Source organism: Ostreibacterium oceani (genome assembly GCF_009362845.1).
Lineage (GTDB): Bacteria > Pseudomonadota > Gammaproteobacteria > Cardiobacteriales > Ostreibacteriaceae > Ostreibacterium > Ostreibacterium oceani.
Genome location: NZ_WHNW01000001.1, coordinates 247,393 through 271,434, shown reverse-complemented (window position 1 = coordinate 271,434; position 24,042 = coordinate 247,393). Strand labels below are relative to the sequence as shown.

Annotated in this window: 22 protein-coding genes; 18 read left to right on the top strand and 4 right to left on the bottom strand. The window is 42.1% G+C overall.

The window, feature by feature from the left end:
• The first annotated feature begins 9 nt into the window (after positions 1-9).
• Entirely contained in the window at positions 10-1,275 is a 1,266-nt protein-coding gene (locus tag GCU85_RS01170; protein WP_152808500.1) for an ArgE/DapE family deacylase, read from the top strand.
• Positions 1,275-2,474, top strand: a complete 1,200-nt coding sequence (locus GCU85_RS01165) for a thiolase family protein (protein WP_152808498.1) — start codon at positions 1,275-1,277, stop codon at positions 2,472-2,474. The genes GCU85_RS01170 and GCU85_RS01165 overlap by 1 nt, the downstream gene beginning before the upstream one ends.
• Positions 2,475-2,523: 49 nt before the next feature.
• Here the strand turns inward: GCU85_RS01165 and GCU85_RS01160 are convergent, their stop codons facing one another.
• Positions 2,524-3,051, bottom strand: a complete 528-nt coding sequence (locus tag GCU85_RS01160; RefSeq protein WP_152808496.1) for a phosphoribosyl-AMP cyclohydrolase — start codon at positions 3,049-3,051, stop codon at positions 2,524-2,526.
• Between the two features lie 217 nt (positions 3,052-3,268).
• Between GCU85_RS01160 and queC the strand changes: the two genes are divergently transcribed.
• From queC to GCU85_RS01105, 11 genes are all read left to right on the top strand, one after another.
• Positions 3,269-4,012, top strand: a complete 744-nt coding sequence (queC, locus tag GCU85_RS01155; protein WP_152808494.1) for a 7-cyano-7-deazaguanine synthase QueC — start codon at positions 3,269-3,271, stop codon at positions 4,010-4,012.
• 4 nt (positions 4,013-4,016) lie between these two features.
• Complete coding sequence (locus GCU85_RS01150; RefSeq protein WP_152808491.1) at positions 4,017-4,388, top strand: 6-pyruvoyl trahydropterin synthase family protein; 372 nt, start codon at positions 4,017-4,019, stop codon at positions 4,386-4,388.
• Between the two features lie 21 nt (positions 4,389-4,409).
• On the top strand, positions 4,410-5,120 hold the full coding sequence (gene queE / locus GCU85_RS01145) for a 7-carboxy-7-deazaguanine synthase QueE (protein ID WP_152808489.1): 711 nt from the start codon (positions 4,410-4,412) through the stop codon (positions 5,118-5,120).
• A 62-nt stretch (positions 5,121-5,182) separates the two neighbouring features.
• A complete protein-coding gene (gene queF, locus GCU85_RS01140) occupies positions 5,183-5,641 on the top strand; it encodes a preQ(1) synthase (protein WP_152808486.1) in 459 nt (152 codons plus the stop codon).
• Between the two features lie 183 nt (positions 5,642-5,824).
• On the top strand, positions 5,825-6,565 hold the full coding sequence (locus GCU85_RS01135) for a methyltransferase domain-containing protein (protein ID WP_152808484.1): 741 nt from the start codon (positions 5,825-5,827) through the stop codon (positions 6,563-6,565).
• 44 nt (positions 6,566-6,609) lie between these two features.
• Positions 6,610-7,584 carry a tRNA 5-methoxyuridine(34)/uridine 5-oxyacetic acid(34) synthase CmoB gene (cmoB, locus tag GCU85_RS01130; protein ID WP_218110457.1) on the top strand — a complete coding sequence of 325 codons (975 nt, stop codon included), beginning with the start codon at positions 6,610-6,612 and terminating at the stop codon, positions 7,582-7,584.
• 22 nt (positions 7,585-7,606) lie between these two features.
• Positions 7,607-9,034, top strand: a complete 1,428-nt coding sequence (locus GCU85_RS01125; protein WP_152808480.1) for a gamma-glutamyltransferase — start codon at positions 7,607-7,609, stop codon at positions 9,032-9,034.
• A 140-nt stretch (positions 9,035-9,174) separates the two neighbouring features.
• On the top strand, positions 9,175-9,780 hold the full coding sequence (locus GCU85_RS01120) for a DUF4390 domain-containing protein (RefSeq protein ID WP_152808478.1): 606 nt from the start codon (positions 9,175-9,177) through the stop codon (positions 9,778-9,780).
• Entirely contained in the window at positions 9,756-11,921 is a 2,166-nt protein-coding gene (locus GCU85_RS01115) for a sensor histidine kinase (protein ID WP_152808476.1), read from the top strand. Before GCU85_RS01120 ends, GCU85_RS01115 begins: the two co-directional genes overlap by 25 nt.
• Positions 11,918-13,273, top strand: a complete 1,356-nt coding sequence (locus GCU85_RS01110; RefSeq protein WP_152808474.1) for a sigma-54-dependent transcriptional regulator — start codon at positions 11,918-11,920, stop codon at positions 13,271-13,273. Before GCU85_RS01115 ends, GCU85_RS01110 begins: the two co-directional genes overlap by 4 nt.
• A gap of 296 nt (positions 13,274-13,569) precedes the next feature.
• Positions 13,570-14,715: an acyltransferase family protein gene (locus GCU85_RS01105; RefSeq protein ID WP_328592777.1), complete on the top strand. Its 1,146-nt coding sequence runs from the start codon at positions 13,570-13,572 to the stop codon at positions 14,713-14,715.
• A 54-nt stretch (positions 14,716-14,769) separates the two neighbouring features.
• On the opposite strand, the gene GCU85_RS01100 is transcribed toward GCU85_RS01105, so the two are convergent.
• Positions 14,770-15,651 (bottom strand): serine hydrolase, encoded by an 882-nt coding sequence (locus GCU85_RS01100; protein ID WP_152808470.1) that lies wholly within the window; start codon positions 15,649-15,651, stop codon positions 14,770-14,772.
• Positions 15,652-15,992: 341 nt separating this feature from the next.
• Here GCU85_RS01100 and GCU85_RS01095 point away from each other — a divergent pair, with 341 nt between their 5' ends.
• The 3 genes from GCU85_RS01095 (at position 15,993) to GCU85_RS01085 (ending at position 21,207) form a co-directional block, all read left to right on the top strand.
• Positions 15,993-17,423, top strand: coding sequence for a class I SAM-dependent methyltransferase (locus GCU85_RS01095; RefSeq protein ID WP_152808468.1), 1,431 nt, complete (start codon positions 15,993-15,995; stop codon positions 17,421-17,423).
• An 85-nt stretch (positions 17,424-17,508) separates the two neighbouring features.
• Positions 17,509-18,966 (top strand): glycosyltransferase family 4 protein, encoded by a 1,458-nt coding sequence (locus GCU85_RS01090; RefSeq protein ID WP_152808466.1) that lies wholly within the window; start codon positions 17,509-17,511, stop codon positions 18,964-18,966.
• Between the two features lie 36 nt (positions 18,967-19,002).
• Positions 19,003-21,207 carry a glycosyltransferase gene (locus GCU85_RS01085; RefSeq protein ID WP_152808464.1) on the top strand — a complete coding sequence of 735 codons (2,205 nt, stop codon included), beginning with the start codon at positions 19,003-19,005 and terminating at the stop codon, positions 21,205-21,207.
• Positions 21,208-21,318: 111 nt separating this feature from the next.
• On the opposite strand, the gene galU is transcribed toward GCU85_RS01085, so the two are convergent.
• The gene (gene galU / locus GCU85_RS01080) at positions 21,319-22,218 is read right to left on the bottom strand and encodes a UTP--glucose-1-phosphate uridylyltransferase GalU (protein WP_152808462.1); all 900 of its coding nucleotides are present in this window, start codon (positions 22,216-22,218) and stop codon (positions 21,319-21,321) included.
• Between the two features lies 1 nt (position 22,219).
• A complete protein-coding gene (locus GCU85_RS01075) occupies positions 22,220-22,381 on the bottom strand; it encodes a methionine biosynthesis protein MetW (RefSeq protein ID WP_152808460.1) in 162 nt (53 codons plus the stop codon).
• A gap of 245 nt (positions 22,382-22,626) precedes the next feature.
• Between GCU85_RS01075 and GCU85_RS01070 the strand changes: the two genes are divergently transcribed.
• Together GCU85_RS01070 and GCU85_RS01065 are read left to right on the top strand one after the other, a co-directional pair.
• Complete coding sequence (locus GCU85_RS01070) at positions 22,627-23,481, top strand: class II glutamine amidotransferase (protein ID WP_152808458.1); 855 nt, start codon at positions 22,627-22,629, stop codon at positions 23,479-23,481.
• 91 nt (positions 23,482-23,572) lie between these two features.
• Complete coding sequence (locus GCU85_RS01065; protein WP_152808455.1) at positions 23,573-23,947, top strand: HIRAN domain-containing protein; 375 nt, start codon at positions 23,573-23,575, stop codon at positions 23,945-23,947.
• Positions 23,948-24,042: the final 95 nt, after the last annotated feature.

Below are 24,042 nucleotides of genomic sequence, written 5' to 3'. Positions count from 1 at the left end.
GAGGTTTTAATGAATTTAGATCAATGGGTTGATGATTTATTTGAAGCGCAAACTACCTTTTTATCAAGCTTGGTGGCGACAAAGTCAACGCGTGGCCTCGAAGAGACTGCACAAAAAATGATGCACGAGGCAATGCAAAAAGATGCCCAACAAGTCGATGTACTTCCCATTGAATTAAATAACATTTCACACTTACGTGGCTTTTCACCAGCGACCGTATCCTATGACGGTATGTTTAATCGTATTGGACATTATGGCAACCAAACAGGAAAAGGTCGCTCATTAATTTTTAATGGGCATATTGATGTAGTGCCTGAAGGTCCGCTTGCCGGCTGGTCGGTCGATCCGTATGGCGGTGAAGTAAAGCAAGGGAAATTATATGGGCGCGGCAGCTCTGATATGAAAGCAGGCTTAGTGGCGTCGCTTTACGCGCTACGGGCTATCCATGCCGCAGGCATGCAACCCGATGCACCCGTCTACCTACAATCCGTTGTCGAGGAAGAATGCACTGGTAATGGCGCATTAGCGTGTTTGGCCGCGGGTTATCAAGCCGACGCGGTGATTATTGGTGAACCATTTAATGAGGTGTTAGTCACAGAACAACTGGGCGTCATTTGGTTCCAGATTAAATTAAAAGGATTGCCTGTTCATGCCGAGCAAGCAACCGCTGGTGTCAATGCCATCGAGGCCATGTTGCCAGTCATTGCCGCTTATCGACAGCTTGAAGAAAAATGGAATGCACAAAAACACAGCCACGCAGCTTATGCCAAGCATTCGCATCCGATTAACCTCAATGTGGCACAATTTAACGCAGGTGACTGGACCTCTTCGGTGCCTTCATGGGCGGTGTTAAATCTGCGCATCGCAATGTATCCAGGCGATGACTTATCAGCAAGACAAACCGAAATTGCTGCGGTCTTACAGCAATTAGAAAAAGACAACGACTTGGTAGGGCGTGCCCAACCAGAATTGAGTTATCATGGTTTTTTAGCCGAAGGTTATCGTTTGCCACGACACACTGATGCCGAAAAAGTGCTCGCAGCAGCACACCAGCTGGTCTTTAATGACTCACTGAAAAAAGGCCCCATCACTGCGACAACGGACGCCCGTTTTTATGGGCTTTATCAGCAAACACCAACGTTAGTTTATGGTCCCAAAGGCCAAGGCTATCATGGCTTTGATGAATATGTTGAACTGGCGTCTCTGCGCAACATTACCAAAGTATACGCACGATTTATCGAAAACTGGTGCGGTTTAACGCCAAGGAGTCAATAATGTCATCACCTGCCTACATTGTCGCTTATGCGCGAACCCCGATGGGACGCGCTTACAAAGGCAGATTACAACATATTACCGCGCCCAGCCTTTTTGGTCATGCCATTACACATGCGGTGTCGCGTAGTGGCTTACAAGCCGAATCCATTGATGATGTCATTATGGGCTGCGCCCTGCCAGAGGGCACTCAGTATTACAATATTGGGCGATTATCCGCGATGGCCGCTGGATTACCCGTCCAAGTACCTGGTATGACCGTTGATAGGCAGTGTGCCTCTGGCCTCATGGCACAAGCGATTGCCGCCATGCAAGTTCAAACTGGGCAAAGCCATACCGTCGTTGCTGGCGGTGGTGAACAATTATCGCTAGTACAAAATGCCCACATGAACCAGAGCCACCGCGAAGACAATATCTTAAAAAAAAGATTGCCTGCCAGTTATTTATCTATGCTAGAAACCGCAGAAATTGTGGCAAAGCGCTACGGCATTAGTCGACATGCCCAAGATGAATTGGCATTGCTTAGCCAGCAGCGTGCCGCTAGCGCGCAATCAAAAGCTATTCGCCAACAAGAAATCGCGCCAATAAGCGCCGCATTTTTAAGTCAGTTTAGCCCCAGCGCACCCGCCGATGAAGGGCTCAGCGTGAATGAAGGGCTCTGCGTAGATGAAAACCCGAGACCAACCACCACGCTTGACGGATTGGCGCAATTAACGCCAGTGATGGACACCGCTAATAGCAGTGTCACGGCGGGTAATGCCTGCGGATTTGCCGATGGCGCTGCCGCTTTGGTTTTCGCTAGCGAACAAGCGGTGGCCAAGCACCAACTCAAACCATTGGCCATCTTTCATGGTGTCAGCGTGGCAGGCTGTGAGCCCGATGAAATGGGCGTTGGTCCAATCTATGCCGTCCCCAAATTACTCAATCGTTTTGGGCTTGGGATTGGTGATATTGGTCTTTGGGAACTAAATGAAGCCTTTGCGTCACAAGCCTTATACTGTATCAATCAACTCGGACTCGACAAAAACAAAGTCAACATTAATGGTGGTGCGATTGCGTTGGGGCATCCATACGGCATGACTGGCGCGCGCCTAAGCGGCACTGCCATTTTAACCGCGCAGGAAAAAGGCGCCAAATATGCCGTCGTCACGATGTGTATCGGTGGCGGACAAGGCGCTGCAGGCTTAATTGAAATTCTGTAACGAGACGCTTACCGCTATCAACAATACGCTATCAACAATAAAAAACCGGCTAGCTTGCAAACGGGATAGACGAGTGGTGTAAAATAATCCTAACTTGACCTGCGGTGTCTTTTTTAAACCCCCAGGTTTTTTCGACCAGCGTCGCTTCGCCTTGTTGGTTAAAAAATTTGGCATGCGCCATCGTCAATGCCATATCACCATTAATATAAACACCCGCATTGTTAAATTCATAGCGTTCCCAGCCCATCAGCGCAAAGCCATTATCCTGATAGTTTGGATTGTTACCGACGAAATAGGATAGTGCGCCCTCGTGAGTCAAACGAAAAGTGGATTCGCCATTCGCTAGCGTCGGTTTAAATAAGACAGGGCCTAGGTTATACCCATAAACTTGCTGAATCAACGCATCGGCGGTCGCAGTCGCCTGTGTTATCCCACCTGCCGAGTAATCTCGACCAACTTGCAATAAGCCTTCGGCCCAGGATTGTTGGGTTGCGAGTATTTCTTGTTCTGTGATAGCGCTACCATGGTCTGTATTAGCATGAACGGGACCAACTACACGAATTGAGTTTGCTGTCATTGATGAATACCTCTTTGTTGCAATTAATTAGACGAAATAAGGCGACACCTTAAAATTTGCAAAATTATACCGAAAACCAACCCAATAATGGTAATTAAATCGAATTAATTACAGGGCGATACTTTATCGGCATCAATAAATAACGTATAATACGGGCTAAGTACTGGTCGCAGCCTACCCAGCGCCTATTTTTCGGCATAAAAAACAAGGATACCTTATGAATAAAACACTCGTTGTCTGCTCAGGCGGACTAGATTCGGTGACGCTCGCGCACCACATCGCACACCAAAGCACCCAGCAACAGGCCCAAAAACAGGCCCAGGAACTAATGGGACTGTTGACGTTTAACTACGGGCAACGCCACCGCAAAGAAATTGATTGCGCTATCGCTTGTGCCCAGCGCCTCAATGTGCCCCACCATCTCATTGATATCTCAACGCTAGGTCAATCGCTACAATCAGCCCTGACGAGTCACGATGAAGCCATCCCCGAGGGGCATTATGCTGCTGACAACATGGCAAGCACCGTCGTCCCTAATCGCAACGCCATTATGCTGACAATTGCCTTTGGGTTTGCCGATAGCATCGGCGCAACCCAAGTCGCCATTGCCGTACACGGTGGCGACCACTTTATTTATCCCGATTGTCGCCCTGAATTCATTGAGGCTTTTGCCACCATGCAGCAATACGCGCTAGGGAAAACACCCGCAATAACCCTCTTTGCACCTTACTTGACTATCAACAAAGGCGATATTGCGGCTATTGCAGGTGAGCTGTCTGTACCCATTCACGAAACTTGGTCGTGCTACAACGGTGGCGACATCCATTGTGGTCGTTGCGGCACTTGCGTTGAACGACTAGAAGCCGTCCACCACGCGGGGATTACGGATCAAACCACCTATGCCGACACGACGTTTTGGCACCAAGCAACACAAAAAAACCAACCCTTAGCTGACCAATAGCCTTATGTTTACTATTAAAAAAGCGTTTCATTTTTCCGCCTCGCATCAGTTAAAACAAGTAGCTGAAACTCATCCCTGCCGTCGATTACACGGACATAACTATGAAGTCTGCATTGAGCTACAAAGCGAAACACTAGACGACAAAGGGTTTGTCAAAGACTACCTAGCGCTTAGTGATTTCAAAGCCTATATTGATAACTCACTAGACCACCGTCACTTGAATGACGTGCTTGGAGATGATTGCGTGACCGCAGAATTAATCGCAAAGCACTTATACGAATGGTGTCATGCTCGTTGGCCAGAGGTCGTTGCCGTTAGTGTCATGGAAACACCCAAAACGTTTGCCGAATATCGCCCCAAACAACCCACCCAGTAACAACCCACCCAATAACAACCAATGACCGACATCTACATCAGTGAAATTTTTGGCCCAACGATTCAAGGCGAAGGGCATCTGATTGGTAAACCCACCGTCTTTGTCCGTGTCGGTGGCTGTGATTTTCGTTGTCAGTGGTGCGATAGCCTCTATGCGGTCGATGCGGTTCATCGACCCAGCTGGGAACGCCTAGATAGCGAGACGATTTTTGCCCGCATCAACGCCCTGACCAATAACCAACCCATTTTGGTGACTTTATCTGGGGGAAATCCTGCGATTTTTGATTTTTCCACCTTAATCGACCTTGGTCAAAAGGCAGGGTTTCATTTTGCCATGGAAACACAAGGCAGCATCGTCAAAGATTATTTTCGCCTGCTCGATTATTTAATTGTCAGCCCCAAACCGCCATCCGCAAAGGTTAATATAGATGCTGAAAAAGCCTCTCAACTACTTGAAAAAACATTGGCTTCGCACCCCAGTCCGCAATTAAAAATTGTCGTGGCCGATGCTGCGGATTATGCGTTTGCAAAATCAATACACCAACAATACCCACACATTGCGATGACGCTCCAGCCTTGTAATCCATTTGCACATGAGCCGACGGTCAACCTTGAGCAGTTAAATGAACGCCTCAAGTGGCTACTGGCAAAAACCATCGCCGATGAATGGTATAATGTAAAACTACTACCCCAATTACACGTTATGCTTTGGCAAAACGAGCGGGGCGTGTGAGTACATCGATTACTCAACCATAACCCATAACCCATAAACCATAACATTTAACGCAAACCGCTATGAATATTTACGAATCATTAACACAGCTGGGTGGAGAAACCCAATTACCGCAATCGCCAGAAACTGCGGTGCTAGAAGCCGTACCAAACCCACAGGCAACAATGGATTACGTTGTCCGCTTTACCGCTCCTGAATTTACCTCATTATGCCCCATCACTGGACAGCCCGACTTTGCGCATATTGTCATCGACTACGTGCCCGATCAAAAACTGGTAGAAAGCAAATCGCTTAAATTATTTTTGGGTAGTTTTCGCAATCATGGTGCCTTTCACGAAGACTGTACTGTATCGATTGCTAAGCGCTTAATTGATGAGATTCAGCCAAAATGGTTACGCATCGGTGGTTATTGGTATCCGCGTGGCGGCATCCCGATTGATGTCTTTTATCAAACTGGCGAGCCGCCCAAAGGCGTTTTTATTCCTGATCAAGGCGTACCGACTTATCGTGGTCGCGGGTAATCACGAGTAGTGGTCGCTACAATAACGGCAAGTAATGCTGGCGGGTAATACTGGCGGGTAATGCTGACTAAAGGCACCTAAAACTGCTTTCAAGCCAGCTCATCTTGCCCAGATTACCCAGATTGACTACATTGACTATATTAGTTTTGAATTAACCCATAATGAATTAACCCGTAAATATTCATGCCCCAACCCTTTCAAAAAGACAACCTTTACCAAAACGGTGTCGATACCGTTACCGATTTTGCATTCGATGAGAACGTTGCGCGCGTTTTCCCCGATATGGTGCATCGGTCTATCCCAGGTTATGCCACGCTATTAACCGTCATGCAAGCAGTTTTTCGGCATTATTTTAAAAACACACCCCAACCCCTTGTTTATGATTTGGGATGCTCTGTGGGGGGCGTCACGCTCGCCTTGGCGCATGTTTTGCCTGCAGATAGCCGCTTTATTGGCGTTGATAATGCTGCGCAAATGCTAATTCGCTATCGCGATGCAATACGCCAAGCAAATCTAAACGAGCGCGTCGAGCCGATACAGGCCGATATCACACAAATGAACCTACTAGACTGTGATGCCATTTGTTTGAACTTTATATTGCAGTTTTTACCGCCTGAATCACGCCAGTTAATGCTTCAACGCTGTTTTGATGCGCTAAAACCCCACGGCATCTGCTTTGTTGCTGAAAAAACAAGACAGTCTGAAAACACCCAGGCATTTCACGAACAATTTAAACGCAACAATGGGTACTCTGAATTAGAAATCGCAAAAAAACGTCTCGCGGTAGAGAAAATCATGCAAATAGATGACGATACAACCATCGTGTCACGCGCTAAAAGTGTCGGGTTTTGTCAAATAACGCCTGTTTTTAACGCCCTTGGTTTTCAAGGTTGGGTGATGCAAAAAAAGACCACAGCCGCATAGTCGTATTAACTCAATGGCGAATCAACCCAATGACGAATCAACTTATGTCACCATCAAACCCTATTGACTTTACTTACTTAAGCGATTTTTTTAATCGCCACCGATTAAACCATGCCAGTCGTTTGATTTTAGCTGCGCTACACGAAAAATGCCAACGCCAACACGGTGATTTACCACGCTGGCAACAGGCCTTAAATGACCTACCCTCAATCAATCAGGCATGGCTTAAAGTCACCGATAACGCCATCAATTTAACAGGCGCGTCGCAAACCAGCACCACCGAGTTACGCGAGAAATTGATGGCCTTTAAACCTTGGCGCAAGGGACCGTTTCGCTTTTTAGAGATTGACATCGACACCGAATGGGATAGTCTGGCAAAGTGGCAACGAATCCTTGATTTAGATATTGATTTTAATAATAAAACAGTTTTGGATATTGGCTGCGGTAATGGTGCTTTTTTGTGGCCAATTGCCGAAAAAAAAGCCAAATGCGTTGTCGGCATTGATCCAATGTGGTTGTTTTATCATCAATTCATGGTGTTTCAGCGTTATGCTAAATGCCCATCTATTGCTTTTTTACCGCTAGGCATAGAGCAAATACCCACCCTTGCGCTATTTGATACCGTGCTATCTATGGGGGTGCTTTATCATCGAAAATCACCGCTTGATCATTTGTTACACATCAAACAATTACTCAAGCCCAATGGCGAATTGATTTTAGAAACCATTGTCTTGCCCGACCGACAAAATACCTTATTAACGCCCAAAGACCGCTATGCAGGCATGCGTAATGTGTGGATGATACCCAGCGTATCGGTATTAATCGATTGGCTCTTAAAGACTGGCTTTTCAGTCATCCAGCATAGTCCACTCTGTAAAACAACACTGGATGAACAACGCCAAACGCCGTGGATGGATTTTTATTCTTTGAATCAATTTTTAGACAAACATAATGACGCATTGACTGTCGAAGGTCATCCTGCGCCTTATCGTGTTATTATTCATGCTAAAATTGATTAGTTTTTTAACATAGGGTTAATTTATGAAGTATCAATACGGTGCGGTTGCATCAGGGCATAAAACTGTCACGGAAGTCGGTCTAGAAATCCTGCGCGCTGGTGGAAATGCCTTTGATGCGATTATTGCCTGCGGTTTTGCTAGTAGCGTATGCGAACCGATGTTAAGCAGTCTTGGTGGCGGTGGTTTTTTACTCACACATCAGCAAAATAAAACCCAGCTTTTTGATTTTTTTACGAATCACTCAGGGTTACATTTTCCTGGTTCCATTAACCCGAAATTTTTATCGGTTGCTGTCAATTTCCCAGGTTCAACGCAACATTTTGAATCGGGCGCCGCGTCTATTGCAACGCCAGGCTGTTTACATGGTTATTTTTATGCGCATAAAAAACTCGGTCGATTGCCGATTCGTGATGTTATTCAACCGACAATTGAGCTGGCTAAAAATGGCGTCAGCGTGACAGAATTCCAATACTATGTCCATCAATTACTCACTCATATTATTTTTAGCGATAAAAATAGCCGCAAAATATTTACCCAAAACGACCAGCTCATCCCTGTTGGGGAAAAAATAACCAATCCCGCCTTAGCCGATTTTTTAGACGCTATTGCCATCGAAGGGCCTGACTTATTCTATCGCGGTGAAGTTGCACAAACGCTAGTCAATGACGTACAAAATCAAGGCGGATTTTTAACGACTCAAGATTTAGAAAATTATCAAACTATTATCAGAAAACCTACCACACATTCCTTTGAAGACTGGACTATATTTACCAATCCACCACCGGCCTCAGGTGGGCAGTTAATTGCCAAGCTTCTCTCTGAAATCGAAAAAAAACCGCCCTCAGGTGACACCGACAAAGACAGCCAAAACTGTTGGTTAAGTCATTTTAAAAGCACGGAAGCGTGGCGTAAATCGATAGAAAAACAGCGGCTTTTTTCTCGCGGTACAACCCATGTCAGCGTCATTGATCGGTTGGGTAATTGCGCATCCATGACAACCTCTAATGGTGAAGGCGCAGGCTATACAATTGCCGATGCTGGGATTATGCTCAATAATATGATGGGCGAGGATGATTTGCATCCCCATGGTTATTATGCCGAACCCGCTGGTTCGCGAATATCCTCAATGATGAGTCCAACGCTTGCCTTTCATCAAGATGGTCGTCGGTTTGCACTCGGCAGCGGCGGTAGTAAACGTATTCGCGATGTGATGACACAAATTTTATGGCAATTAATGAAAGAAAAGCAGCCGTTGCATGCTATTATTAACCAGCCAAGACTACACTTTGACGGAGAGCGTCTACAGTGCGAACCTGGGTTTGATCCAGTATTACCAGATGCTACTTATTGGGATACAAGAGACATGTACTTTGGTGGTGTTCATATTGTCAGTAACACAGAACCCCCTGTAGGAGACCACCGTAGAGCTGGCTTTGCGGATTTCCAATAATAAAAAGAAACGCCTGTTAATAAATTCGGTATAGCGTGATAATAACCTGTGTATAACCATAATTCTATTTTTGTCCTCAAGTTAACCACAAAGTTATCCTATTGTATAACACTAACTAACCCTAACTAAAATAATGTGATATGTATTTTAATCACAAAATAAGCGCACTAATAATAAATCTTTTAATAAATAGAAAAAGAAAAGAAATAAAGTTAGACTACCGATGGTTTCTATTCATCGTCTTTGCGTTGCCTTGTTACCTACAAGCCCAAACAAAAATAACCCAACATAAAACATACCAACAAGAAGGCACTATTTATGTTGATGTTGACAGCGATATTGCGCTTAATGAAACGGTATTAGAAGCACTAAAAAACGGTATTACCCTAAAATTTTCGTATGAATTTGTGATAAAAACAGACAGGTGGTATCGAATAAAACCGTTAGCAACCTTAAAAAAATCGTACTGGTTGTTTTATCATAACGTAACAAAACAATACCATGTTAAAAATCCACTTACTTATGAGGTCGCTATTTATAACAATGCAAAAGACGCCATCGAACAAATAGCATCAGTAAAACAATTTCCTTTAATTCATGCCAATTTATTAAAAGATACGCCCTATGAATTATCAGTACGGTTTATTATTGACGAAACAGATTTACCGAATCATATGAAATTAAAAACGTTATTTTCTGATTATTGGAAAATCAATAGCGAATGGGAAAAATGGTCTTTTCCTTAAAGTCTAAAAATAGAATTTTAGGACTGGGTTATCTCGTCGCCATTATTACGCTGGTATCGATTTATTTATTAGCGCAATCGACCGAAGGTAGCCAACAGTTCGAAAAAAATTACTATGCCTTATTGATTACGATTGGCATGGGAATTTTTTGTTTATTTATCATCGTTAGCATTTATTCGGTTAAATTACTCAGTAATTATAAAAAATCCATACCAGGTGCGTCGTTATCGCTAACGATTTTATGGCGGACCTTATTACTTGCAATTATTCCTTTATTATTTTTGGCTTTTTTTGCTTTTAAATTTTTAAGCTATGATTTTCAAACCAGTTTTGATGAGGGGATTGATAGTGCATTAAATAATTCGTTAATTCTTAGCCAAAAAGCGTTAGACAATCGTGCATTGCAAGCATTGAGAGATACGAATGCCGCTGCCATTATTATTGCGCCTTTTGAATATATTCGACTACAATCCGAACTCGAAGGAATACGCAATAATATTGGGGCATACGAATTAACCGTGTTTGATGAAAAAGGATTTATTCAAGCGTTTTCTGGCGAAAACAGGCAAGTCATAGTGCCTAATATTCCCAATCATGATAATTTTTTGCGGGTAGAAAATGAGGGCGGATTGTTTAGTATTGAAACCCAAAATTTACAGTTTCAAATACGGACACTAACCATTATTAACAAACCCGGTGCGCCAAACTATTATTTGCAAGCGATTTTTCATATCCCTGATACGATATCAGATTTAACTGATCAAGTCAGTCAAACCATTGCAGAGCGTGATAAATTTAATTATTTAAAACCTAAAATAAGCAGTAGTTTTATTTATGTACTTGGTCTTGTTTTATCATTAGCGTCACTCTTTTTGATTTTATCTGCGATTAATTTTGCCAATCATATGGCGCGACCTATTCGGGATTTAATCCGTGGCACTAAAAAAGTGTCACAAGGCGATTTTTCTCAGCAACTCGCCTTGGATAGAAAGGATGATTTTGGTACATTAGTTAATTCATTTAATTTAATGACCAGTTCGTTAAAAAAAGCCACCAATGAGGCAGAAATGAATCGCCTCAAAGTTGAAAATGAGCGGGCTTATTTAGCGACGGTTATTAATAATATGACATCGGCAGTGATTACTTTGGACGATGAAAAAAAACTGCTTACTTACAATGAATACGCGGAAAAATTATTAGACAGTGATTTATCATCTATTGTATTTACTCCATTACTCGCATTAACTGACACATTTGCGGTTTATTTTCAGTTTATATCACAATTAAACATCGAATCGATGACGACAAAAACCCAAGAAAGCGAAATCACATTAACTATCAACAAAAACCAACAACAATTTATAGCGCGAATTACGGCGTTGCCTGCCAATCACCATCGTCAAGGCGGATTTGTTGTCATATTTGATGATTTAACCAAGTATTGGGAAAAACAAAAACAAGCAGCCTGGGAAGAGGTTGCCAAACGCCTTGCACACGAAATAAAAAATCCGCTAACGCCGATTTTATTAGCCGCTGAACGGTTACAATATAAATTACAGGATAAGCTTGATGAAAACGAGGTTGCGGTTCTAAATCGATCGATAGAAGTGATTACCAATCAAGTTAAATCGTTAAAAAACATGGTGAACGATTTTAGTGATTTTGCCAAACCCGTCAAAACACAAAAAACACCAGTTATAATTCATTCATTGATTCAAGAAATCAACGAATTATACAAAGATTATTATAAAAATATTCAATTAACTTGCGCGTTAAATGCGGCGTGCGATACCGTATTAGGCAATGAAAGTGCATTACGCCAAGTCTTTCATAACCTAATTAAAAATGCGATAGAATCCTGTGACAAACAAAGTAATGGAGAAATAACAATAACAACCAGTAACACAGATAATCAGCTAAATGTAGAAGTCTCTGACAACGGTAAAGGCCTGCCTGAAGACTTTCAAAAATTATTTGACCCCTATATCACGACCAAAGAAAAAGGCACAGGGTTGGGACTCGCGATAGTGAAAAAAATCATTGATGAGCATCATGGTAACATTCAGCTACGCAATCGGACAACCCAATCAGGCGCAGTTGCGATTTTAACTTTACCAATACCCCAAGAACCAACACCATGAATTTACAACCAACGACCATTTTAATTATAGATGATGAACCAGATATCTGCGAATTACTCAAAGATATTCTAGAAGACGAAGGCTATGCAGTGATAACGGCAGCCAATGCGAATCAAGCGGATGAAATCTATCAAAATATCAACCAACCCATTGATATTGCACTGCTAGATATATGGATGCCTGATGAAGACGGTATTTCTTTATTAAAACGATGGCAAGAAAAAACCCTGCGCTGTGAAATCATTATGATGTCTGGACACGGGACGATTGAAACAGCGGTACAAGCAACAAAACACGGCGCATTTGATTTTGTTGAAAAACCGATTTCTACCGCAAAATTATTGATTACGTTAGAGAATGCCGCTAAAAAAATCAAGTTAGAGAAAAAAAACGCCGCCTTGTTGAGCACCATTAACCCACCGATTAAAATTGTTGGTAAAAGTGATTCAATAAAAGAAATAAAAAATCAATTAGAATTATTAAAAACCAACGAGTTACCAGTTAGTTTTTGGGGAAAATCAGGCACAGGTAAGCAGTTTTATAGCCGTTACTTACACCAAATAACGCCAGATAAAGCATCAGAGCCTTTTATCTCAGTCAATGCTGCAGCACTTTCACGGACAAATCAACTGGTTGAAATTTTTGGCAGTGGCGAAACACAAGGGCTAATTCAACAAGCGGGCAGTGGGACATTATATATCGATGAAATGATGGATTTAACGCCAGAGACACAGGCGCTTTTTACCCAGCTAATCGAAGAAAAAACAGTCAAACGCCCACAGTCAAAGGTTAATGAACCTATCACCGCTAGATTGTGTTTTGGTAGTCAATACCACCCTGACACACTAATAGAACAAGGGTCAATAAAACCTGATTTTTATTATCAAATCAAATCAATTGCTATTTTTTTACCGAATTTACAAACATACCAAGACGATATTCCAGAGCTCATTAATCACTTTATTTATGAGTTTGTTGATCAGGAAGACTTACCCTTTCGACAGTTTACGATGCAAGCGCTTAATTTTCTGCGCCAATGCCCTTGGACGGGTAACGTAAGAGAGTTAAAAAACTTTGTTCAGCGTGCGTTGGTTTTGGCTGAATCGGACGAAATTGACGTAGAGACGGTGCAAAGTCTGATGCAAATCAACCATCAAGCCAGTCTTGACAGTGACGATTCTATTCCGATAGATCTCCCTATCCGTGAGGCGAGAGAGCAATTTGAAAGAGCCTATTTTATCAAACAATTAGCACATTGTGAGGGCAATGTCGCCAAGTTGGCTGAACGGTCAGGATTAGAACGAACGAACCTTTACCGTAAACTTAAATCGCTAGATATTCAATATAAATAGTCGCATAAGTATTACTTATAAATAGTTCCTGTAAGTAAATCGCCACAATGTCTTATGGTTATAGGTAGACCTTGACGAATGTCCCTTAAAGTATGATACTAAGCAAACACATCAAGCCAAAACCTGTAAACGGCAGAGCGCTGATGGAAAAAAGTGTTACAGGGAAACAAATTTAGCAGGAGAAATGCTTAGGTTAGGCTTAGGCTCATCTCAGGCTGAGCTCAGGTTGGGCTTTCCCTAGTCGCGCTAGCAGACACCTTGATTACATTCAAAAAAATCAGAGACTTAACGCCTAGATCAAAACGCCGACATATCATGAATCAAAACCAAATAACAAGCAACTTATCAGATGGTGTAAAGGCCATTCGTCCGGTATTAATACTCTAATCACAATAGCACATTTGCCGATATTTAGTAGCAGCTCATTGATTATTAGCGCCAACGAATGGCAGCTAAATGGTTTTTTGATGATTTTTTTAAAAGACACCTTTGCTAGAGGGGCTGTTCCTTTTTTGAGTCTTATTTCAGGCTATTTGGCACTTACTAGCTACCTAAAACATGGATATTGTAGAATGATTGTCAATAAAGCTAAGCGGCTTTTAATACCACTTGCGTTGTTTAATCTGTTATTTATTCTAGTATTTAGTTATCATGCGCAAGTATCAAACCCGAGTTATCGTGCGGATTTAAGCCTTTATCCTTTCAATTTAGTCGGTTGGCTCCAAGCCATGTTTGCAATTAATGTGTTGCCAGCAAATCCGCCGCTATATTTTTTGAAAGACCTTTTCTTGTGTTTTTTGCTGCTACCCTTATTGTTTGGATTGGCGAAGTTACGCTATATAAATATTTTATTTGCAGCATGGTTACTCTACAAGGTCATTTATGTAAAAACGACGCTTATCGTACCATTTGCTCCCTTGGAGTTTTTCCGTATAGACATTTTATTCGCGTTCTATGTGGGAATGATGCTATATCATCATGGAAAAGATATAACATTAAATAACAATAAGTTGAATGTAAAAATAATTATCTCATATTTGTTTTTTTGTTTGATAATGGCATATCCTTTATTAATTTTAAATCAATCAGAATATCCACATTTATTTTTATGGTTGAAATTTTTAATTAAGTTAGGTGGGGGAATTAGTGCCCTTTGCCTTATGAGCATGTTATGCCAGCCTAAACTATTGGCTGATATGTTAAGATTGTTATCGAAATACTCGTTTACGCTTTTTTTAACGCATAATTTTACCTTTTTGTTTATTCCTCGCCTTTTTTTGGCGTACTTCGATAGACCTTATTTAACTAATTTGTCAGGATGGTTTTATGTTTTTGTATCACTGACTGGCGCATTTGTTGCCGCTATCATCATCTATGAGATTTGGCGTTATTCAAAGGTAGGGTTACGCAACCTTTTCTCAGCGATTTATAGAAAGGTATAAAAGATAAAAACGTTAATATGCTGTAACTGTCTGTTTTTGTAAAAAACTGACAAATCACCCAAGGCTATTGAGTAGCTGATGGCGTGATTGCATAAAGCCGTACACTAATTCTGAGACTTCGCGCATGACGTCGCCTCGGCTACGAATCCACTGGGAATAATTTTGTGTTCGACGATTTTTTTCAATAATCCCAATAAATGTATAGGCTTGTCCAGTTTGTGTTTGGATAATGCCAACATCACCACATAGCATAGCCGTTGATCCCGTTTTATTATAGATTGTTAATTGGTCTGGCATTTGGCTTGTCAGCATTCGGTTACCACTAGGTAATGACATAATGCGCTTTATTTCTCGGCTGCTGGGTAGGCGGTCATGCCATAACGCATAAAGCAATTTACTATAGTCATGGGCAGAAGCACGATTGCGATACGTGCGCCCGTTAGCAGGGATATATTCGACGAGACTTAATTGGTTAAATAGACTACCTGTGGCTTTTTGACACAGGCGCTTTACATTGGTAGGCCCACCGCAGCGTTTCATTAAGGTATTGGTTGCCGTATTAGAGCTATTCACAATCATTTTTGTCATGAGGTCTTTGGTCTCAGCATAGTACGTATATTTATTGGGTGCTTGCTGATGCAGATAAAAGTAAGCCAAAGCAACAAACAGCTTCATCATGCTCGCGGCTTGCAAAGGGGTTTGCTCATTGATAGAAACGAATTTATTTTGCGTTTGAAAATCATAGACAGACCAGGCGGTGCGTTCATTGCTACTGACGCGCCCTGCCCGCCGGTGACTTTTGACTAGGGCGTTGACTTGCTGTTGCAGCTCGTTGCTCGTCGAAGCCGACGCAGTAATCGATTGCGCGAATACTGGCGAGGTACTCGCAAGGCTTAACGTAGCATATTGAATGAATTTTCTTCGATTGATTGGCATAAAAAGTATTTTACCAAAATTTTAGTTTGCGATAAATGTGTTTAATTGTCGGGTGTTAGTACGGTAGTTTTGGTGCTTCCTAACGAATTTGGTTTTTACACATAATGTTTTTATTATTAAGCGCGATAATAACATTTCTACTCGTTGATAATCCAGTATTATCTGTTTTAATTGTTTTTTATCGAGTTTGTATCAACTTTATACCACGCAGGATAATACCCAGTGAGTTATTAGCGTGAATGACTAAAATCTACCGAGGCTGTGAACGCTATGAAGGGTGAGTGTATATCGATAGCTTTTCTGTTAGAATAGCAACTTATTTTACGTAGGAATACTCACGCGTGGGAAAAGTCTATCAACGCCAATTTGACCCAAAAGATAAAAATAGCTCGTTGGCTTTAATTGCTAAGCACATTCCTAAAGGCAGCCGTGTACTGGATATTGGCTGCGGCGTAGGTGAGCTTGGGCGCTATCTAAAAGAGGTTAAAGACTGTTATGTGGTAGGCATCGAGTATAGCCAAGAAAGTATCCAGATAGCCACGCAAAAACTCGATAAAGCCGTCATGCTAGACCTAAATAAGGATAGGTTAGAATCAAATTTATTTGATGTTCAGGCAACAGAGTTTGATGTTATCGTTATCGCCGATGTGTTAGAACATATTTATTCGCCAGAGCGGGTGTTAGAGTCGGCGAAGTCGCTGCTAAGTGACAGTGGTAAGCTGCTAATATCCATACCTAATGCTGGCTACGTAGGCGCATTAATTGGTTTGTATGATGATAGCTGGCACTACCGAGAGGAGGGGATTTTAGACCGTACGCACATTCGATTTTATACCCAGAAAACGATTGCTGCCTTGTTAGACGAAACGGGTTTTCAGCAACAAATCTGTGATCGAGTGAGCAGAGATTTATTAGATAGCGAGTTTACGCAGCGCATTGACTCTCAGGCGGATGCGGTACGTAATTGGCTATTAGCAAAACCAGAAGGCTCAACTTACCAATTCATTATAGAAGCTAGGCCGAATACACAGACGGTGAATTGGACGAAAGCAGAACCTGCTCCACCAATGAGCATTCAGCACATCGTCAAACTCTATTGGCAACCTAACAATGAGTCTGAGTTCACTGAATCAAACACCCAGCTACAACGTGGGATGATGGGAGAAATCAATCGTTTGTCTTTTGATTTGCCGACTGACCAGTTAGCGAAGTGGCGAATTGATTTTGCTGATAGAAAAGGAGTTTATTTCATAAAAAACCTTCGTGTTTACCAAACTGATGGTGAGTTACTGTGGTCATGCACACAATCACCATACACTACTGCGCTTCATGAGGCAGTTACAGATAGTCAGGATTCATTACCCATGCGGGTGTTAGCCAACAGTGCACAAGCTTTTTTGCTGATGAAGCCAGAGCACCCTATTGCGACAGTACAAGACCACTTACGCATTGTTATAGAAATATCTTCGCCTATCAGCGAATTAAATACGGCATTTTATGATGCTGTGCCGATTTCTGCCTACCGAGAAATGTGCGAGCAATACGCATCCACAAAAAACCAGTTAGAGAATAATTGTCAGCGAATTCAGTCGCTAGAGAAAAAAATCATAGCCATGCAGCAACAGGTTAACGCTCATCAACGGCAGGAAAAACAATGGGATGTTGAAAGACAACAGTATAAGACAGACATTAATCGCATACATCAGTCAGCTAGCTGGCGTTATACCGTACCTATCAGAAACTTTATTCGTTATATTCGCAGGTCCTCATGAACGGCTTTCCTCAAAAAGCACTTTGCATTGATGTGCTAGATATTACAGATAAAAAAGTGTGGCAGCCCCTTAGTGTGTTGGTTGAATGACAGATAATATGAGTATTCATCAAGCAGTACTGCACATTGTTAATCCAGTCAGGGGAGGCACCCAGCGCTATATTGATGATCTAGTCAATAGCAAAGCGAGCCGCTATCGTCCGTATGTACTAACGGTTACAAAGTGCCAGTGTGTTTTCTATGATGCACAAAATAAACAATATCATGGCATTAAACTCTACCAAGATAAGCAGTGGCGATTTGCTATTTTGCGGTCACTGATTGATGCGTCAGTGCAGTCCTTGGCTATACATGGGCATAGTTTCGTTGGTGATGCCTTTGATTGCTTACTTGCACTAATAGGCGATCATACTTTTGTGATGACAGCGCATGATCATTGTTGCTTGGGGCAGCAGCCATTTGAGGCAGACTATTATCTTCATCCAGATGAGGCACATATTCAGCGGCTAAAAAAACGCATCCATCGCTGCCAAACGATTATTACGCCATCAAATTATTTACAGCAAGTTTTTCAGCAATATATTCCTAATATAAAAACAGAGGTACTACCACACGCCGTCGAATTACCGCAAATACAGTTAGATGACGAGACACTGGCATTTATCCAAAAACTAAAACAGGATGCACAGTGGAAAGACAATAAACGGACTATCGCTGCCGTGGGGGCAATTGGCACTGACAAAGGTGCACAGTATTTACAAACATGGCTACAGACACTGAATACAGAGACTGAACAATTTGTTTGTATTGGATTTACGCCTGAAACCTACAAGGCAAAAGCAGAGTTGGCAAAGATTCAACATGGGTGCTATCATCACGATGAGGTGCTTGCATTATTGGACGGTTATCATGTCGATATTGTGATATTTTTTCCTGGTGTACCTGAGTCTTTTTGTTATGCCTTATCAGATATTCATGCGCATGTTCCTGTGTTGGTCCCAGACATAGGTGCATTGGCAGAGCGCGTTAAAAAACAACATCTTGGGGCGACTTACCCCGTAAAAACGGTAGCTAACGAATTACAGCACCATGTTTACAATACATTGCAAACCCCGTTCATACCGCAATATGAATCAATAGGAATCGAAGAAATGACAATAAAAACAGAATCTTTCTACCATGAGCACCCTATCGAATCAATTATTGAAACGACGCTATCCGCCGAAGAAATGCAGGCGCATTTATCTGACCATATCGATGAGAGACTGGTCAAGTGGGAAATGGCAACGCTAGTAAGACAAAATTATGTGCTTTCACAAGGCGTTGAACAGCTTAAGCACCAGCGAGAAGTCGATATTGCAGAGCTAAAACAGCAACAAGGCCAACTACAAGAACAATATCAATATATTAAAACATTAATCCAAGACGTTAAAGATTGGAAAACGCATCATGAAGAAGCGATTCAAATGATCCAAGCTTACGAAAATTCATTGAGTTGGCGTGTCACCAAGCCATTAAGGTGGCTAAAAAAATGGATTCGCTAATTTACTTTTTTATTTTTCATCTTATCTAACCTATTTATGACTGACGCTATAACATTTAAGCCTTATCCCACACGTCCCACTATCAGTGTTGTTTTGCCCATTTACACAGATACAGCAATGACGATTGCTTGTATTGAATCGGCCTTGCCAAATATCATCGCACATCCGCATGCGATATTGGTGTTGGTTAATGATGCGAGTCCAGAAGCCGATATGGCAACGACACTTGCACAAATAGTAGCGCGTTACCCTGAACATGTGGTTTTATTAACGAATGAACAAAATTTGGGGTTTGTCGGCAGTGTTAACCGTGGTATGCAATATCAAGTGACACATGATGTTGTTTTATTGAATAGTGACGTGATAGTAGCTAATGATTGGTTGGAGCGCTTGCAGCGCGAAATATACCGATATGAAAATGCAGCAACAATGACACCGCTAAGTAATAATACGACAATCTGTACTTTTCCGGATTTTTTACAAGATAATGTTATTCCGTTTGATTTGTCTGTCGCGCAAATTGACGCGGTTTTCGCCACAAGCACCTATGCTTGCGTTGATGCACCAACAGGTGTTGGTTTTTGTATGTACATAAAACGTAGCGCGTTAAATGCTGTAGGCTATTTTGATGAAGCGGCTTTTGGTAGAGGCTATGGCGAGGAAAATGATTTTTGCCAACGCGCCATTGCGCAAGGGCTTGTAAATTACATCACACCGAACTTGTATGTTTACCATCAAGGAGGCGTTAGTTTTGGTGAGGAAAAGCAACAGTTAATAGAAAATGCCTGCAAGATAATTGATCAGCGATATCCCAGCTATCATGCCGATGTGCAAAAATTTATTGCAGCAGACCCATTACGTCCAGCGCGACTTTATCAAATGGCCAAATTAATCGCGTCATTCGATCTACCCAAAGTTTTACATATCTCTCATGGCATGGGCGGCGGTGTCGATCAGCATATAGAAGAGCTTTCAGCAATATTATCAACTGACGCTGCCCATTTGTTATTAGTCCCCCATGACGATAAGGGCGGCGCTACTCTGAGTTTATCAACCTCTCGACAAGCTGATCGTCTATATTTTCAGCTGCCCGAACAAATAGACAACCTGCACGAAATTTTACGTCAGTTGGGTATTACTTTGATTCACTATCATCATACGTTTCAATGTAGTTCAGATTTATTTGTTTTACCTAAAATATTGGATTTACCGTATCAAATTACGATACACGATTATTATTTATTAGGGGGTAACCCAACGCTTTCTGATGAAACAGGTGTTTATCCTGGCTATTTTGATGAAACCCTTGAAAACCCCTTGTATCCATACCCTAAAAATATGACGCGCGAATCATTTCGTGCAACCCACCGTGAATTACTTGAGCAGGCTGATCGGGTGATTTTTCCGTCACAAGCGGCACGACAAATTTTTGGAGACATCTATCATCTACCCCACGTAATAATTGCTTATCACGCTGAACCAGAAAGAAAAGTTACGCAATCGGTGAAGCCTATCATGAAAAAAACTCGCTACCAAGTGGGTATTTTAGGCGCGGTTAGCCGTGAGAAAGGAGCGGATTTCCTAGAAGCGGTGGCAGTATACGCTAAGAAATCACAGTACCCGATAGACTTTATTATCTTAGGGTATGGGTATAAAACGTTGAAAAATGTCAATACAACAGGTCCTTATGTGCGAGATGAACTGTTGCAATTGATGCAGCACCATGATATTGATATGATTTTCTTTCCTGCGCGCTGGCCTGAAACTTATAGCTACACCTTGAGCTACGCGCTACATGCACAACTACCTATTTTTGCGCCAAACGTAGGGGCCTTTCCTGAAAGACTATCGGGTCGCGATTGGACACAATTATTTAATTATTTGGGCGCACCAGAAAATACAGCAGATGCTTTATGGCACTTTATTCAGTCAGGGGGGCAGGTAGATACAATAGATACGTCTACTGTCCAAGCTAATTTTTATCAAACAAACTATTTATCGCTGTCTCTTTCGCCTAAATCTAGTTTGAATATTATTCCTGAGCAATTATTTAATATTGATGCTAAACCTAAATTTATATTGAAATCAGGAGAAAAATCTGCCGTATGGCTTTGGAAAATATATACACACCCTAAGATGCGATGGGTTAACTATGTTATTCCTTTTAGTGTGAGGCGTGCGGTAAAACGATTACTATCAAGGCAGCCAATACATGACTTAGTTAAAAAACATGATAAGTAGTCAAATTTATGTCGTTGTTAGTGCGATGAAAGCGTGATGGGAATTAAGATTTAGAAGGAAAAATTTATTCAAAACCCACTGACTCTGTAAAGGTCTTTGCGATAATTCCTATCAAATAGATTCTTTGATTGTTGCGATGACTTGTTTAATTTCGGTTTGGTATAGCGGATCTCTTAGCGCGTAGATTAGGTTGGTTTTTAGGTAGCCTATTTTTGAACCACAATCATGGCTTTGCCCATGAATCAATGTCGCCTCTACCGTCTCATCTTTTATTAAAATATCAATAGCGTCAGTTAGCTGAACCTCTCCACCAACACCAGGCAATGTTTTTTTTAGGCATTGCCAAATGTGCGGAGAAAATACATATCGTCCTACAATGGCCAGCTGTGAGGGGGCTTGGCTAATCATAGGTTTTTCAATGACACTATGAATTGCTACGGACTGACTGGGTAACAGTGTTGCTTGTTTTAAGTCAACGATTCCATATTGACTAACTTTAGACTCAGGCACTGCTTCAACCATAATTTGACTATGCTGATTTTTTTTATAGGCATTTAGCATATACCCTAAGTTATCAGTCGTTAGGTCACTGGCTTTGTGGTCAATTAATACATCGGGTAACACGACGGCAAATGGCTCATCTCCAATGAGTGGATAAGCGCACAAAATGGCATGCCCTAACCCTTTGGCGTGACCTTGCCGGACGTGCATTATTGTCACGCCAGGTGGGGTGATACTCTGCACTTCAGTCAGTTGTTGGCGTTTAACACGTTTTTCTAACATAGACTCTAGTTCATAGCTAGTGTCAAAATGATTTTCAATGGCGTTCTTACTGGAATGAGTCACCAAAATAATTTCATTTAGCCCGGCTGCTGCGCATTCCTCGACAATGTATTGAATCATGGGCTTATCGACGACTGGTAGCATTTCTTTGGGAATCGCTTTAGTTGCTGGTAACATTCTTGTGCCTAAACCAGCAACAGGTATTACCGCTTTTCGGATGATTTTCATGTTAGGCCTGTGCTAATAATTGCTTTTCATTGCGCAAATAGGCACCCAAATCACCCGCGCCACAGCCAACATCAAGCACGCGAACATTGGATTCAATCGCATGGGCTATGTAGGCAAGCGAGTCATTGGCACTAAGATTAAAATTGCGTTGATAGATTTTCATAGTCGTTAATCGTAAAATTGTGTAGTATTCTAACTGAAAATTGCAACAAAACTAAGCGACAAAAGGATTTTATCCGTATTTGTCATTAAATTGAAAATAAATATGACTTGCCGTATGATGCGATTTGGTTTTGATGGCGTGTTGCGCGACAGACGAAAGTGCAATCAAATGTTGCCATAAATTTAACCATAAACGTAGCTTTAGTGGTTGATTTATAGCAACAAAAATATAACAGGAGAAAAATTATGTGCCGTTGGTTAGCGTATGCAGGGGATCCTATTTTTTTAGAGGACGTTTTGGTTAAGCCAGTTCATTCACTACTGCGGCAAAGCCGATTTGCCGAAGAGAACATCGTGGTGGGTAATCCAGTGATTCCTGATGGACCGTTTCCCAGTAATGATGATGGCTTTGGTATGGGGTGGTATGGAGAACGCCCTTTCCCTGGTGTTTATCGAGATTTGCGTCCAGCATGGAATGATTACAATTATTTATCACTCGCTGGGCAAGTCAAATCGGGGTTGTTTATGGCGCACATGCGTGCGGCTTACCAAGGACTGGTGCAACGCACCAACTGTCACCCCTTTCGATACCAAAATTGGTTATTTCAACACAATGGCGAAATCAATGATTTTTTGCGTATAAAGCGCGATATTGCGTTGGCGATTGCGCCAGATTTGTTTCCCTTGATCCAAGGCACAACCGATACCGAGTATTTTTTCTATTTGTTGCTCAGTTTTGGGCTAACCGAACACCCCAAAACCGCAGTAGAAAAAGGCATTCAATTTGTCGAAAATTTACGTGCGCAACATCACATTAGCGCACCTTTTACGCTGACGGCGTGTTTGTCTGATGGACAGCAGCTTTATGCGATCCGCTATGCCAGCCACGGGCATCAAAAATCACTTTACATTAACAACGAGCAGCTATTATTAGCCGATGCCGATGCGGGTATCAAGCTACCGAGTAACGCGTTGGTGGTGGTGTCAGAGCCATTATCCAAAAATCGTGCGGCGTGGGATGCGATTGCTGACAATAGCTTTTTGACGGTCACGCAGACGGGTGGGGTGAAAGTGGAACGTCTTTATGGCGTATCTTTATGACGTATTTTTTGACGTATAATACACGGTGAGCGCCTTGTGCGAGTAAGGTGGTCAACACAATTGATTAGTGTAATTAACTGGTTTTGAATCGATGAGACGCCATTGGCTTACTGCGTTTTGGTACTATATTAGCGGGAAAAAAAGACCTCGTGAAGTGATTTTGCTGACGTGTCAAATCCATGGCAGCCGCTACTACCGTGCCTTAGCATTAATCCAGTCGGAGCAGCTATTTGTTGGGCAAGCACTCAGGCTAAGGCGTGAACCCAGCAATGAATTTGACACGCATGCCATCGAAGTGCTGACAGCCAATCGGCAAAAACTTGGTTATATACCTAAAAAACACAACCGTGTGATTGCGGCCTTGATGGATCAACGCGTGCCTGTTTTTGCGCACATTGATTATATACTAACGACCGCTTATGAACCGATTACGGTGACGATTTATATGGCGCGGCCATCGTTTTGAACGACATTGACTTAACGAGCGAATGGACTGCGTTGAATGGACTGCGTTGAATGAATTGTGGCGAATGAACTGCGTTTACCTCAAGCGAGCCGCCA

Bases quoted from the DNA above. Each gene is read 5' to 3' on its own strand.
- GCU85_RS01160 (WP_152808496.1), bottom strand. From the start codon at position 3,051: ATGACAGCAAACTCAATTCGTGTAGTTGGTCCCGTTCATGCTAATACA.
- GCU85_RS01075 (WP_152808460.1), bottom strand. From the start codon at position 22,381: ATGAAAATCTATCAACGCAATTTTAATCTTAGTGCCAATGACTCGCTT.
- GCU85_RS01135 (WP_152808484.1), top strand. From the start codon at position 5,825: ATGCCCCAACCCTTTCAAAAAGACAACCTTTACCAAAACGGTGTCGAT.
- GCU85_RS01150 (WP_152808491.1), top strand. From the start codon at position 4,017: ATGTTTACTATTAAAAAAGCGTTTCATTTTTCCGCCTCGCATCAGTTA.
- GCU85_RS01165 (WP_152808498.1), top strand. From the start codon at position 1,275: ATGTCATCACCTGCCTACATTGTCGCTTATGCGCGAACCCCGATGGGA.
- cmoB (WP_218110457.1), top strand. From the start codon at position 6,610: ATGTCACCATCAAACCCTATTGACTTTACTTACTTAAGCGATTTTTTT.
- queC (WP_152808494.1), top strand. From the start codon at position 3,269: ATGAATAAAACACTCGTTGTCTGCTCAGGCGGACTAGATTCGGTGACG.
- GCU85_RS01090 (WP_152808466.1), top strand. From the start codon at position 17,509: ATGACAGATAATATGAGTATTCATCAAGCAGTACTGCACATTGTTAAT.
- GCU85_RS01120 (WP_152808478.1), top strand. From the start codon at position 9,175: ATGTATTTTAATCACAAAATAAGCGCACTAATAATAAATCTTTTAATA.
- GCU85_RS01100 (WP_152808470.1), bottom strand. From the start codon at position 15,651: ATGCCAATCAATCGAAGAAAATTCATTCAATATGCTACGTTAAGCCTT.
- queE (WP_152808489.1), top strand. From the start codon at position 4,410: ATGACCGACATCTACATCAGTGAAATTTTTGGCCCAACGATTCAAGGC.
- GCU85_RS01115 (WP_152808476.1), top strand. From the start codon at position 9,756: ATGGGAAAAATGGTCTTTTCCTTAAAGTCTAAAAATAGAATTTTAGGA.
- galU (WP_152808462.1), bottom strand. From the start codon at position 22,218: ATGAAAATCATCCGAAAAGCGGTAATACCTGTTGCTGGTTTAGGCACA.
- queF (WP_152808486.1), top strand. From the start codon at position 5,183: ATGAATATTTACGAATCATTAACACAGCTGGGTGGAGAAACCCAATTA.
- GCU85_RS01070 (WP_152808458.1), top strand. From the start codon at position 22,627: ATGTGCCGTTGGTTAGCGTATGCAGGGGATCCTATTTTTTTAGAGGAC.
- GCU85_RS01065 (WP_152808455.1), top strand. From the start codon at position 23,573: ATGAGACGCCATTGGCTTACTGCGTTTTGGTACTATATTAGCGGGAAA.
- GCU85_RS01170 (WP_152808500.1), top strand. From the start codon at position 10: ATGAATTTAGATCAATGGGTTGATGATTTATTTGAAGCGCAAACTACC.
- GCU85_RS01125 (WP_152808480.1), top strand. From the start codon at position 7,607: ATGAAGTATCAATACGGTGCGGTTGCATCAGGGCATAAAACTGTCACG.
- GCU85_RS01085 (WP_152808464.1), top strand. From the start codon at position 19,003: ATGACTGACGCTATAACATTTAAGCCTTATCCCACACGTCCCACTATC.
- GCU85_RS01110 (WP_152808474.1), top strand. From the start codon at position 11,918: ATGAATTTACAACCAACGACCATTTTAATTATAGATGATGAACCAGAT.